Origin of the sequence: Starkeya sp. ORNL1 (assembly GCF_012971745.1) — a bacterium.
Taxonomy (GTDB): domain Bacteria; phylum Pseudomonadota; class Alphaproteobacteria; order Rhizobiales; family Xanthobacteraceae; genus Ancylobacter.
Map to the genome: position 1 here is coordinate 6,187,475 of NZ_CP048834.1, position 12,211 is coordinate 6,199,685.

Below are 12,211 nucleotides of genomic sequence, written 5' to 3' on the forward strand. Positions count from 1 at the left end.
CCAATGGCGTGCTTGGGACGTCGTCAATTCGTTCGCGGTGGGCTCCTCCTGACAGCGGTGGCCGGATCTGTCTTGCCCGCTATGGCACGTGACATCACGAACAGTGCACGGGTTGCCTGGCTGGCCGGAAGCGCCGGCTATCTGCCAACGCCGGCCTATCTTGAAGCGCTTCGGAAAGGTTTGCGCGCATCAGGTTGGGTAGAGGGTCGAAACCTTACGATTGATACACGTTGGGGGCAGCCGGACAGTGCCGAGCGCTTGGCGCTTGAGCTGCTTGCGATGCGGCCAGACGTTCTTGTCGCGCAGGGCGCGATGGTGCTTGGCGCGCGTAAACTCAGCGCCAGCATTCCGATCGTGTTCGGCTTCAGCGGTGACCCTGTCGAGGCAAAACTCGTTACGAGCTTCTCCCGACCTGGAGGAAATCTGACCGGTATGGCCATGCAGCGCCTCGATCTGGTCGGGAAGAGGCTTGAGTTGCTGAAGGAGATTTCGCCTTCACTCACGCGGGTCGCGATTTTGGCTAACCCGGCGCATCCCGGCCAACAGCTTGAACTTCAGGCTTCACGGCTGGCAGCAGACAAATTGAAGATTTCGGTCAGCTACTTCGCAGTCTCATCCGCCAAGGATTTCGCAACGACCTGGCCCGCGCTGTTGGAGAGCCGCGCAGAAGCGATCGTCGCTTTTCCCGACGCGCTGGTCATGAGCCAGGCCGGTGTCATCGCCGCATTTTCCCGGCAAAACCGGATTCCCGCCGTCTCGGGGTGGTCGGAGTTTGCCGACGAAGGCAACCTGCTCACATATGGTCCGAATCTTCGCGCCACCTGGGAACAGGCCGCCAGTTTCGTCGATCGCATCCTTCGAGGTGCCAGTCCGGCCGAACTTCCGGTCGAGCAGCCTTCGAACTTTGAGCTCGTGCTCAATCAACGCACAGCGACCGAACTTGGTCTGGTTATACCCGCCGTTATTTCCGTGCGCGTCGACCGGATGATCAAGTGACGGCTTCGGAGGAATTCCGGATCGACCAGCGTCGCTGACAAATTGCACGCAATAGCGGCGGATGAGATCGCATCTAGGGAATAAACGTCAGATTACATTTGAGAGGGATGCCGCCGGGCCCACGCCCTTCGAGGATTGCGGAACTGCGCGTCGTGGATCCGCTGATATCGAGGGTTGCGGTCTCCGAGCCGAGAACTGACCAACCAGGTTGATAGCGCCTTACCTCTATCATTGCAGTCACTCGTTCGTTTTCAATTCTGTATGTACCCCGATAATATGTACCGGTATCACCGCCGCCGATTGACCCATCGCGTATGACGACAACGCCCGATCCCTGTCCCAGAGGCGTTTCAAATCTCACGATGTATAGACCATTTTGCATTTGCGATCCTCATACTTCGGACGACGCAACAGTTATAAATGAAGGTCGTTTTGTACGGTGTTCAGTAATGTTGTTTCGATCTTGCAAAGAGAAAAAATTATAGATGAATCTACACTTAAAATGTGTCGCTATATTGCATTGAAAATGTTGGCGGAAAGCAAAACGGCTGCCGAAATCAAGACCACGCCGGCGACAGCATCCAATTTCTCGCGACAAATCTGGCGGTCGAAGCAGCGAGATAGACCCACTCCCGCCAGACTCCAGCCGTAGAACTTGATGGCGGACGCCGAGAGAAAGCCCGCCGCAAACCCTATCTGCGCCTCGCTGGCATAACCGGACGAGAAAACGCCAACAAAGAACATGGCCTCGAGCCATACCAATGGATTCAGCCAGGTGACCGCAAGCATCGAGCCAATGGCTTGCAGACGGGATCCGCAGACTTCCTCGGCTGTGTCGCCCGTGGGTGCCCGACGGGCATTGAGCAGAACGCGCACGCCCCACCAAGCCAGAAAGGCCGCGCAGCCCGCCTGAAGAGTGCCGGAAGCCATGGGGTGCTGCGTCAGCAGCGTTCCGAGGCCGCCAATTCCCATTGCGACAAATGCGATCTCGGAGACGTAGCCGGTCGAGGCGACGGCAAGAGGATGATTGCGCATCATACCCGCCCGGATGAGCATCAGGTTCTGAGGGCCCAGCGAAAAGATCAGGCCAAGGCCGAACACGAAGCCGGCCAAAGTCGCGGGAGAGAACAGGGCATCGGTGCTCATGATGCAACCTCCAGCAGGACCGACTCGCCGGCCCGGCCAGTTTGCTGAGAAACTGCACTTGGACAGATTCGACATGCCTTGCACGCCAGCTCACAACGGCAAAGAAAGTCGATTTTTCATCTTCAACGTTGTCATGAAGCAATTACAGCGGTTCGAGGCCGCTTCGGGTCAGGACATCTCTCGCCCGGATCCCTGCGAGCGCAACGATCAACGCGCGCGCGAGATCGGGTTGTCGGGTGCTCTTGTGCAGAGCGGCCGACCACACGGTGTAGTTCTGGATGTCGGCGGGCAGCGGGCCCAGATAGACGATACCTTTGGCGTGAACGAGTTCGCTCACCTGCTGAAATCCGAGCTCCGCTTCGCCACGCGCCAGCAAGTCGCCGATCTGCGCTCCGGACGGGGGCTGCTTTATCTTGTGCTTTATTTGGTCGGCTACACCAAGCTGCTCGAACAGCTTTTCAAAATAGCGCCCGCTGGCGCCCGAAGAAATGGCAATGGAGTCTGCACCGAGCAAAGCCTGCCGAACAGCATCGACGGTCGAAATATTGGGCTGAGGGACACCGGCGCGAACAGCGGCAGCAACCGCGGATCTGGAGAAGTTCGTTTTGCTTTCGGCCTCCACCTTCCCGGCGGAGGCCATGCGGTCGATTGCCTGAGACGTCGTAATGACGATGTCGAATTCTTCGCCGTCAGCGATACGCTTGGCTATCGCCTCCGAGCCGCCCCAGGTGAACTCCACCTTCTGACCGGTCTCATTGGCGAACCATGAGGCGACCTCGGTGACCGGTTCCTTGACCGCGTTCGGCGCAATGACCTTGATGTCCGCGGCGTATGCTGGAAAGCCGAGGCTTGAGGCCACGGCCGCGACCAAACATGTGCGAAGAACCGCATTCCCGGTGAAGAACACATTGAGCATATCGACCTCCGGTGTTGTCTCTTGCGCCCAAACCATGCCCGGCGTCGGCGGCATCCAACAATCATCCATCGGTCCCGGAGGGCCGGTTCCTTCGTCTTGGTACGTTTGGACCGGGCTGCTTTCGTCCGCATACCCGAGCTATGATCGGAGCGATGAAAAGGAGCGCTCGGCCAAGCCTCGGATCCCTCGTCTGCAGGGCGCTGCCGCGCTCCTTGCTGGCCAAGTACATTGCCTCTTTCGTCGCAGTCGTTGCCGTTCCGCTCGTCGGCTACACGGCCGCGGACGTGTGGTTCGCTTCGACCGAGCATCGCAACGCTCTGATCGAAATCCAGCGAGCCAACGCCGAAAACGCCGCGTTCCGGATCAGTCAGTTCATCCGGGACATCGAGGGACAATTGCGTTGGATGACGCATCTCTCGTGGGAGGATGCTGATGGAAAGCAGCGGCTTATCGATGCTTTGCGCCTGCTGCGGCAGGCTCCGGCCATCGTGGATTTGTCCTTGATCGACGAAATGGGGCGGGAGCGTCTTTTCGTATCGCGCATAAGCATGGACCGCATTTCTTCCTTGAACGACAGGTCCGGCGAAATCGCCTTCAGCGATGCGCTAAAGACAGGCGTTCATCACGGGGCGGTCTACTTCCAGCGCGACAGTGAGCCCTTCATGACCGTAGCGCTCTCGGGAACGCGTCGCGAAGCCGGGGTCGTGGTGGCCGAGGTCAATCTCGAGCTGGCGCGGAATATCGTTTCCCGGGTTCGCGTCGGGCGTGACGGCCAAGCCTATGTGATCGACCACAGCGGAAGGCTCATCGTCCACCCCGATGCGGGACTCGTTCTCAGAAACACGGATCTCAAGCCCATGGTCCGTGCCATCGACACCGATCCCGACGCCATCCTTCATCGCGTCGCTGGCCTCGCAGGGCAACCGGCGCTGCTGACCCAAGCCATCATCCCGCCGTTGGACTGGCGAGTTATCGCCGAGCTTCCGGTCGACGAGGCCAACGAGCCGCTGCATCGGGCTTTGAGGCGATCTCTCGCCATCGCGATGGTCAGTCTGCTGATCGCCGTCGGCATCGCGATTGTGTTCTCCTGGCGGATGGTGCGCCCGATACGCGTGTTGACAACGGGTGCAGAGCTGATCGGGTCAGGTCGCCTGGATCACCGGATTGCGATCGAAACCTCGGACGAGATCGCGCAGCTGGGCCGTCAGTTCAACACGATGACCGCCGAACTGGAGGGGTCCTACACGACGCTGGAACGCAAGGTTGAGGAGCGAACGCAGGAATTAACAGAGGCCAGCCGAGCCAAATCGCGATTCCTGGCTGCGGCCAGCCATGATTTGAGACAGCCTCTGCACGCCTTGAATCTTCTGGTGGGGCAGTTGCGGGCTGAGCAACTGCCTATCGAGCGCGAACGCCTGGCGCACCGGATCGAGCAGGCCGTGGCCTCGATAAACGGCCTTTTCGACGATCTCCTGGACATTTCACGAATCGATTCGGGTGTGGTTCGTGCGGAGATCGCAGCGTTTCCGGTCGCGACTGTCCTCGAGCGTGTCGAGGCCGCCTTTACGGCGGAAGCGCAGGCGAATGGATTGCGCTTCCGAATCCTGCCGTCCGATCTGTGGGTATCGAGCGATCCGTTGCTCTTGCAACGCATCGTCGGCAATCTGGTCGGCAATGCCTTGCGTTACACAAGACGCGGCGGAGTTCTGGTCCTGTGTCGGCGGCGCAAGGGGGCGATCAGGATCGAAGTCTGGGACACGGGTATCGGCATCCCACCGGACAAGCACAGAGAGATTTTTTCGGAGTTCTATCAGTTGGCGCCCGCCGGCGCGCTGCAGGGCAAAGGGCTCGGCCTCGGTTTGGCGATTGTGAGGCGGCTGTCCGATCTCCTGGGTCATACGATCGAGGTTACCTCGCGCCTCGGGACCGGTTCGCGCTTTTCCGTCATCCTCCCACCCGCTGCTGCCAAAGCCCTCCCATGGCCTGTCGCCGAGGCGGCGCATGCACCGGATGATCCAATCCAGGGCGCACGCATCCTGATCGTCGACAATGACGCCGACGTCCTGCAGGGAACCGGCGGGTTGCTGCGACTATGGGGCAGCGAAACCGTCACGGCGCTATGCGGCAGTGAAGCCGTAAAGCTTATCGGAAACGTTCCCCCGGATCTGATGATCGCCGACGTGCATCTCAACGAGGGCGATGATGGCTTGTTGCTGGTCCAATCGCTCAGAGAACGCTTCAAGGTCGCCTTCCCGGCATTGATCGTCTCGGGCGACGTATCGCGAGCTACCCGTGAGCGCGTCGTGGCCCAGGGCCTGCTTATGCTTGAAAAGCCGGTAGCGCCCTCAAGGCTTCGCGCCGCTGCGACGCGCTTGCTGCGGTCAGCTATTCGTTCGCCGGCTTCAACCGATCAGGGCGGGTGACGGCTATCACAGCCTCGGTACGGCTGCTGACGCCGAGTGCCTTCAGAATCGACGAGATGTGATTTTTGACGGTCGGCTCGGCGAGCCCGAGCGCCCGACAGATAAGCTTGTTGTTCTTGCCTTCGATCAGCAGCGCGAGCACGTCGCGCTGCCGCTCGGTGAGACCGAGAGACTGCAAGGCGGGCGTCGCGCGAGTTCCGCCGCATGGCGTTTCCTCGCTGGTGTGGTTCATATGAAGCGCGGCAGGAGGCACGTAAATGCCGCCGGCCAGAACCAGCGAGAGTGCTGCAATCAGCACTTCCCGGGTCTCGGTCTTCGGAATGAAGCCCTGAGCTCCCCGCGAGAGCGCACTGCGGATAGTCGACTGATCCCGATCACCGGAGATCAAGACAACTGCAATTGTCGGGTACCGTTCTGCCACGATCGCCAGTAGCGACAGCCCGTCCTGATCAGGCAAATGGAGATCCAACAACGCAAAGTCGATGTCGTCTTCCCGTTCCAGTGTTGCGAGTGCTTCTGCAGCGTCACAGGCTTCCAGCACAAGGCAATTGGGCTGCACCACTTGCAGCACACTGCGCATGGCTTCGCGGATTAGCGCATGATCATCGACGATGAGGAACTTCATGCGAGGTCAAACTGACGTCCAGGAACCGCGAGGACTTCGTCGCACAGGAGCCTAGCACGGATCTCCCTCGAAGAGACGACCCGCGGTTACGATCTCACTGTGCCCGGCGTCCCAGGGATGTTGGCAGTTTTCGGGCCTTGGACACCAGCCAGGCTGACATGCTGCTGAGGTAAAGTAGAAATCCTAATCGTCAGGCCCATACGGTTTGAACATGAGACGATCTTTCAGATTGCCAGCGAATAGCCCAGATCGCGCAACGGCAAGCGCCGCACCCGTTCTCCGGTTGCGGCGAAGATAGCGTTGCCCAGCGCTGGAGCCAGCGCCGGGAAGGCGGGTTCGCCCATGCCAGTCGGTGGATGGTCCGACTGGATGAAATAGGGATCGATCGTCATCGGTGCGAAAGGCAGGCGTAAAATTGGGTAGGCGTTGTAGTTCTGTTCCCGGACCTGGCCGTTCTCGATATTGATCTTGAGACCCATGGCGGTTGAGAGGGCGTCGGTGGAGGCGCCCTGGGCCTGCGCTTCGGAGCCGGCCATGTCGATGATGGGGCCGACATCGAGCACCACCACGATGCGATCGATCCTGATCCGCCTGTCGGAATCCACGCTGAGCTCGACCGCCTGCGCGACGTGGCCGGCGTGGGAATAGCACCAGGCCAGACCGAGGCCCCTGCCATTTGGCAGTTTCCTGCCCCAGCCTGCCTTCTCGGCGCACATCTTGATGACATCATTGACCCGCTCGGGGTCGAAATTGACGCTCGGGTCTTTGGGCGCCAGCTCGGGCACCTCGCGGTTCACTGCGTCGATCAGGAACTCGACATGGTCGCGACCCGAGGCGAGCGACAATTCATGCATGAAGCTTTGCGCCGCGAACACCTGGGCGTTGTCGCCCGGCGCGCGCCAGGCGCCGGTGGGGATCCTCAAGGGGAACATGGTCTTGGCGCGCCGCAGGTTCGGCGCCTTGATCGAGTATTTCAGATTGTCGGTGAGGTTGGCGCCGGTGGCTTCCTTCTTGCCGTCGGCGGTGAAGGTGATGAAATGCTCGTGCCAGGCGTCGAGCCTGCCATCCGTGTCGATGGCGCCCTTTAGCTGGTGGTAGCCGGCGGGGCGATAGAAGTCGTGGGCGAAATCGTCTTCCCGGGTCCATTGCAGCTTCACCGGGGCGTTCACCTTCTGCGCGATGGCTGCGGCCTCGCAGGCATAGTCATTGACCAGCCGCCGCCCGAAGCCGCCCCCGACGCGCGTCTGGTGCATGACGATCTTTTCCTGCGGGACGCCCGCCACCTTCGAGACCAGAGGCAAGCCGCGATCGGGCTGCTGGGTGGGTACCCACATTTCCATCACCCCGTCATGCCAGTGCGCGGTGGTGTTCATGGGCTCCAGCGGCACATGGGCGGCGAAGGGATACTCGTAATAGGCCTCCACGGTCTTGGCGGCGCTCGCGAAGGATTTGTCCACGTCGCCGACATTGTCGTCCGGCTTTTCGGGGAAATTGGTCGCCAGCTTCTTCGCTTCGGCCGAGAAGTGCGAGGTTGAATCGTTCGACGCTGCGGTGAGGTCCCAATCCACCGTGAGCTTGTCCTTGGCCTGGAAAGCGGTCCAGGTATCCTTGGCGATGATGGCCACGCCCGGCATCACTTCGATCATCAGGCCGGTGCCGTCCAGCGCAAAGGCGTCGAGCACGCCGGGCAGGGCCTTGATCTCATCCACGTTGAAGGAGCGCACCTTGCCGCCCGCTGCCGGACACTTGGTATAGGTGGCATAGACCATGCCGGGACGTTGGACATCGATTCCGAAAAGCGGTTGGCCGCTGACGACCTTGGCGTCGTCGACACCGCGATAGCGCTTGCCGATCAGGCGGTATTCCGCCCGGGTCTTCAGCTTGAGGCTCTTGGGATCGGGCACGGGCATCTTCGCCGCTGCGGCAGCAAGTGACCCATAGGTTGCTGACCTGCCGCTGGCGGCATGGGTCAGGACAGAATCCTGAGCGGTGATCTCAGAGGCATCGGTCTCCCACTGCCTGGCGGCGGCGGCGATCAGCATCGCCTTGGCGCCGGCGCCGGCCTGACGCAGCTGGTCCCAGGCGCGCGGAATCGAGGTCGACCCCCCCGCGCCCTGGCTGCCATAGACCTTGGGATTGATGTCCGCCTGCTCAACGACCACGTGCTTCCAATCGGCGTCGAGTTCGTCGGCAATGATCACGCCGAAGGACGTCTTGATGCCCTGGCCGATCTCCGGGCATTTGGAATAGATGGTGATCGTGTTGTCCGGAGCGATGCGGATGAAGGCGTTCATCGCCTGGTCCTTGCCGCCCGCGGTCTCGTCCGCGAACGCCGCGTCTCCTCCGAGCGCGACATCTCCGAGGCGGAAGCCCAGCACCAGACCCGCGGCGCCCGCGCCGGCCAGCTTGAAGAAGCTGCGCCGTCCCATGGCCGCGGAAGCATCGGCCGCAGGCACGTCGCGGACGTCGCGAATCAGCGCCGCGAGATAGGCATCGGACCGGGCAAAGTCGGACTGGATGTCAGCCATTGGGGGCCTCCCGGGTGCTGGGTTGCTGATTCACCTGCTTGCGTAGATCGGCCACGTCTTTCCCTGTCAGGTGTGCGCCTTTGGCACCGAAGCGGGCGGTGACGTAATTGGCCACGGAAGCAATGTCGTCGTCGGAATAGCCCTCGCCGAACGCCGGCATGAAGATCCTGCCGTCGGCGGTCTGGCGGTTGACGCCGTTGATGACAGTCTGCGCCACATTGGTGGCGCTGGGATCGTTCACCGCGCGCACGCCGGTCAGCGTGGCATAGCCGGTGACCGGGCTCACTCCGGTCCAGTCATGGCAACTGGCGCAGGCGCCGGCGAAGATCTTTTCGCCGCGCGTGTCGGCGTCCGCCACCAGGCCCTCCTTGTGCGAGGCCGGTGCCGGCGTGGTGACGGTGCGCGGCAGGTCGGTCGCATGGGCGGGGATGCTGCGCAGATAGGTCACCAGGGCGCGCGCGTCGTCCGCTACCAGGTAGCTGAGACTGTTGTCGGTGGCTTCGCCCATCGGGCCGGCCGCGCCGCCATGTCCGTTGGCATGGCCGGTGGAAAGATAGAGATAGACGTCCTGGTCGCTCCAGTCGCCGATGCCGGAATCCTTGTCGCTGGTGATGTTGTAGGCGCGCCAGCCCGCGGTGAGGGCGCCCGCGAACTTGGCGTGGTTGTCCAGCGCAAAAGCGAGGTTGCGCGGTGTGTGGCACTCCCCGCAATGGCCCATGGCCTCGGCGAGATAGGCGCCCCGATTCCATTGCCGGCTCTGCCCTGTGTTGGGACGGAAGCGTTCATCGGCATTGAACACCGCGTTCCAGACTGCCAGCAGGGCGCGCTGGTCGTAAGGCCAGGAAAGCTGGTTCCGCCGGGCCGGGGCATGCACCGGGGCCAGCGTGAAGAGATAGGCCTTGATGGCAAGCGCGTCGTCGTTCGTCATGAGGGCGTAGGAGGTGAAGGGCATGGCGGGATAGAGCCGCTCGCCATCGGCGCGAATGCCCTCGTGCACGGCCGCCAGGAACTGGGCGTCGGTGTAGCTGCCGATCCCGGTTTCCTTGTCCGGCGTGATATTGGTGGAATAGATGGTGCCGAACGGCATGTTGAAGGCGAAGCCGCCGGCGAAGGGCGCGCCGCCGGGCGCGGTGTGGCAGGCTTGGCAGTCCGCGGCATGGATGAGATATTCGCCGCGCTTCACCACCTCGGCATCGGCAAGCTGGGCTGGGACGCCGGCGACGCCGCCGCCCTTGTAGTCCTCTATCGCGACGGTTGAGCCGCCGGCAAACGCCATCGGATCACGGCCGAGAACCAGCCAACTGGTTAGTCCGAGCGCGATGACGACAATCAGCGCGACGACAATGCCGATGAGTTTTTTCATCGTCAGGCTGATTTGTCGGCTGCGTTCTTGATCGCGCGGCGGATGCGGATGTAGGTCCCGCAGCGGCAGAGATTGCCCGCCATGGCCGCATCGATGTCGGAATCGTCCGGGTGCGGGTTGCTGTCCAGCAGCGCCGTGGCCGACATGATCTGGCCGGCCTGGCAGTAGCCGCATTGCGGCACTGCGATTTCCATCCAGGCCTCCTGTACCTTGGCGCCGTTGGGAGTCTCGCCAATCCCTTCAATGGTGACGACGGCGCGCGTGCCGACATCGCCGACGGCCAGTTGGCAAGACCGCACCGGCTTGCCACCGACATGCACGGTGCAGACGCCGCACTGCGCGATGCCACAGCCATATTTGGTGCCGACCAGATTGAGATGGTCGCGCAACACCCACAGAAGCGGCATCTCCTCCGGCGCATCGACCTCGCGCAATTGTCCGTTGATTGTCAGAGTGAGCATGGCTCCATCCTTCCTGACAGCGTAGTCGACGCGCCAACAGAATCCCCTCGTCAGATTATAGGAAACTAAACGTCCGCCGGTAGCGACCGCTTGTACACGTTTGAGGCATCGCAAGTTCTGGGGGGCACAGAAAGTAGTACGAAGTCTTTTCGCAGCATGACCCTTTATCGACGTAAGGGAAATTCTATTCATACACGCGAAAATCTTCGGAACTTTCACTCGAATTATACAAAATATAGGCTCAGGGCATAGCGTAATAACATTAAACTATTTTTGAGGCTCTGAATTTTGAGTGTATGAGCCTCACGCAAAGCGTTGCCGGCGTTCGCTTCTCGAGCTGAAACTAACGTCTGGAAATCACTCAACTTCGCCTATATTCGGTGACTGGACATCCAGTGTGCAGCTGCGTTTTTATCCCTTCGACGCCCGGATCATGAGGGCCGGCGCATATCCGCTTTGCGCATGGCGTCAGATGACGGATCATGACGGCTCCTGCTCAGAGCGCGTCCCCATCATGCCTCGCTTCATTTTCTCGCGTTCGTTGTGCGTGGCCGTCATCGCCGTATTGTCGATGCTATCGCCAGCCAGCGCCCAGGAGTATCCCAGCCGCCCGGTTACGCTCGACATCCCTTTTCCTGCCGGCGGCTCGACAGACCTCGTCGGCCGCCTCATTGCCGAGGGAATGAGCGCCGAGCTTCGCCAGCCGGTGGTCGTGGTGAATCGCGGCGGAGCCGGCGGCAGCCTCGGCACCATCCATCTCTCCAGGCAGTTGCCGGACGGCTACGAGGTGATGATGGGCACGGTCTCGACCCACGCGCTCAATCCTGCGCTTTACCGGAACCTGCCCTACGATCCGGTCACCGGTTTTGCCCCGGTGTCGTTGCTCGCCATCGTGCCCAACGTGTTGGTCGTGCACCCGAGCTTCCCGGCCTCGAGTGTCGAGGAGCTTATCGCGGTGCTGAAGGCCAATCCAGGCAAGTACAACTATGCCTCCGCCGGCAACGGGACGCCCAGCCATCTGTCGGCGGAACTCTTCAAAACCATGGCGGGCGTCGACATGCAGCACATTCCCTATCAGGGCGTCGGCCCGGCGATGGTCGATGTGCTCTCGGGGCAGGTCCCGATCATGTTCGACAATCTTCCCACGTCGTCGGGCTATATCAAGAGCGGCAAGTTGCGCGGGCTTGGCGTGACGACGCACGCGCGCGTGCCATCGTTCCCGGACATGCCGGCGGTCGCCGAGCAGCTGCCCGGCTATGAAACCTATAGTTGGAACGCGCTGTTCGCGCCGGCAGGCACGCCGCCGGAGATCGTCGCCAAGCTCAATGCCGCCGCCAACGGAGCGCTAGCCACGCCGAAGGTGCAGGCGCGCCTTGTCGAGCTCAGCGCCATCCCGGTTGGCTCGACGCCCGAGGAACTGCGCGAGCATGTCCGGAGGGAAGTCGCAAAATGGGCGCCCATCGTGAAGGCGTCGGGTGCCCGACTGGACTAGTATTTTCGCGTCATTTCAGGATCAGCATCACACCCCGGCCCGCGTGCTCGGCGCCGCTGCGGTCGTCGCGTTGGTCACGGGCGTGTTGGTCAGTCGCAGGAAATTGGTGGGCCCGGCAGGACGCACATTTTCACATAATTCAGTAGCGTAATCAGCACTATAAGTCGTCACAGTTCGCGCAGATGCCAACTCAAATACCAACAATCAGCGCGGGCAGGGGGTGATCAGCCGGGACTTCGCGGGAACTCGCCGGAGACGAGA

9 protein-coding genes are annotated in these 12,211 nt (G+C 61.5%); 3 read left to right on the forward strand and 6 right to left on the reverse strand.

Annotated elements, in window-relative coordinates; all coding sequences use genetic code 11:
- Positions 1 to 81 precede the first annotated feature (81 nt).
- Positions 82 to 996, forward strand: coding sequence for an ABC transporter substrate-binding protein (locus G3545_RS29055; protein ID WP_170017752.1), 915 nt, complete (start codon positions 82 to 84; stop codon positions 994 to 996).
- Between the two features lie 510 nt (positions 997 to 1,506).
- Here the strand turns inward: G3545_RS29055 and G3545_RS29065 are convergent.
- Together G3545_RS29065 and G3545_RS29070 are read right to left on the reverse strand one after the other, a co-directional pair.
- A complete protein-coding gene (locus G3545_RS29065) occupies positions 1,507 to 2,142 on the reverse strand; it encodes a LysE family transporter (RefSeq protein ID WP_170017754.1) in 636 nt (211 codons plus the stop codon).
- A gap of 142 nt (positions 2,143 to 2,284) precedes the next feature.
- On the reverse strand, positions 2,285 to 3,112 hold the full coding sequence (locus tag G3545_RS29070; protein ID WP_170017755.1) for a molybdate ABC transporter substrate-binding protein: 828 nt from the start codon (positions 3,110 to 3,112) through the stop codon (positions 2,285 to 2,287).
- 158 nt (positions 3,113 to 3,270) lie between these two features.
- On the opposite strand from G3545_RS29070, the gene G3545_RS29075 reads away from it, so the two are divergent.
- Positions 3,271 to 5,481: an ATP-binding protein gene (locus G3545_RS29075; protein WP_170017756.1), complete on the forward strand. Its 2,211-nt coding sequence runs from the start codon at positions 3,271 to 3,273 to the stop codon at positions 5,479 to 5,481.
- On the opposite strand, the gene G3545_RS29080 is transcribed toward G3545_RS29075, so the two are convergent.
- From G3545_RS29080 to G3545_RS29095, 4 genes are all read right to left on the reverse strand, one after another.
- Positions 5,444 to 6,106, reverse strand: a complete 663-nt coding sequence (locus G3545_RS29080) for a response regulator transcription factor (RefSeq protein WP_170017757.1) — start codon at positions 6,104 to 6,106, stop codon at positions 5,444 to 5,446. The two genes, G3545_RS29075 and G3545_RS29080, sit on opposite strands and share 38 nt — an antisense overlap.
- A 224-nt stretch (positions 6,107 to 6,330) precedes the next feature.
- Positions 6,331 to 8,634 carry a molybdopterin cofactor-binding domain-containing protein gene (locus tag G3545_RS29085; protein WP_170017758.1) on the reverse strand — a complete coding sequence of 768 codons (2,304 nt, stop codon included), beginning with the start codon at positions 8,632 to 8,634 and terminating at the stop codon, positions 6,331 to 6,333.
- On the reverse strand, positions 8,627 to 10,009 hold the full coding sequence (locus G3545_RS29090; RefSeq protein ID WP_170018334.1) for a cytochrome c: 1,383 nt from the start codon (positions 10,007 to 10,009) through the stop codon (positions 8,627 to 8,629). Before G3545_RS29090 ends, G3545_RS29085 begins: the two co-directional genes overlap by 8 nt.
- Positions 10,000 to 10,458, reverse strand: coding sequence for a (2Fe-2S)-binding protein (locus G3545_RS29095; RefSeq protein ID WP_170017759.1), 459 nt, complete (start codon positions 10,456 to 10,458; stop codon positions 10,000 to 10,002). The genes G3545_RS29090 and G3545_RS29095 overlap by 10 nt, the downstream gene beginning before the upstream one ends.
- 571 nt (positions 10,459 to 11,029) lie before the next feature.
- Here G3545_RS29095 and G3545_RS29100 point away from each other — a divergent pair.
- Complete coding sequence (locus tag G3545_RS29100) at positions 11,030 to 11,950, forward strand: tripartite tricarboxylate transporter substrate binding protein (RefSeq protein ID WP_246702955.1); 921 nt, start codon at positions 11,030 to 11,032, stop codon at positions 11,948 to 11,950.
- Positions 11,951 to 12,211 lie beyond the last annotated feature (261 nt).

Coding starts and splice junctions, on each gene's coding strand:
- G3545_RS29055 (WP_170017752.1), top strand. CDS start 82: ATGGCACGTGACATCACGAACAGTGCACGGGTTGCCTGGCTGGCCGGA.
- G3545_RS29065 (WP_170017754.1), bottom strand. CDS start 2,142: ATGAGCACCGATGCCCTGTTCTCTCCCGCGACTTTGGCCGGCTTCGTG.
- G3545_RS29070 (WP_170017755.1), bottom strand. CDS start 3,112: ATGCCGCCGACGCCGGGCATGGTTTGGGCGCAAGAGACAACACCGGAG.
- G3545_RS29080 (WP_170017757.1), bottom strand. CDS start 6,106: ATGAAGTTCCTCATCGTCGATGATCATGCGCTAATCCGCGAAGCCATG.
- G3545_RS29085 (WP_170017758.1), bottom strand. CDS start 8,634: ATGGCTGACATCCAGTCCGACTTTGCCCGGTCCGATGCCTATCTCGCG.
- G3545_RS29095 (WP_170017759.1), bottom strand. CDS start 10,458: ATGCTCACTCTGACAATCAACGGACAATTGCGCGAGGTCGATGCGCCG.
- G3545_RS29100 (WP_246702955.1), top strand. CDS start 11,030: ATGCTATCGCCAGCCAGCGCCCAGGAGTATCCCAGCCGCCCGGTTACG.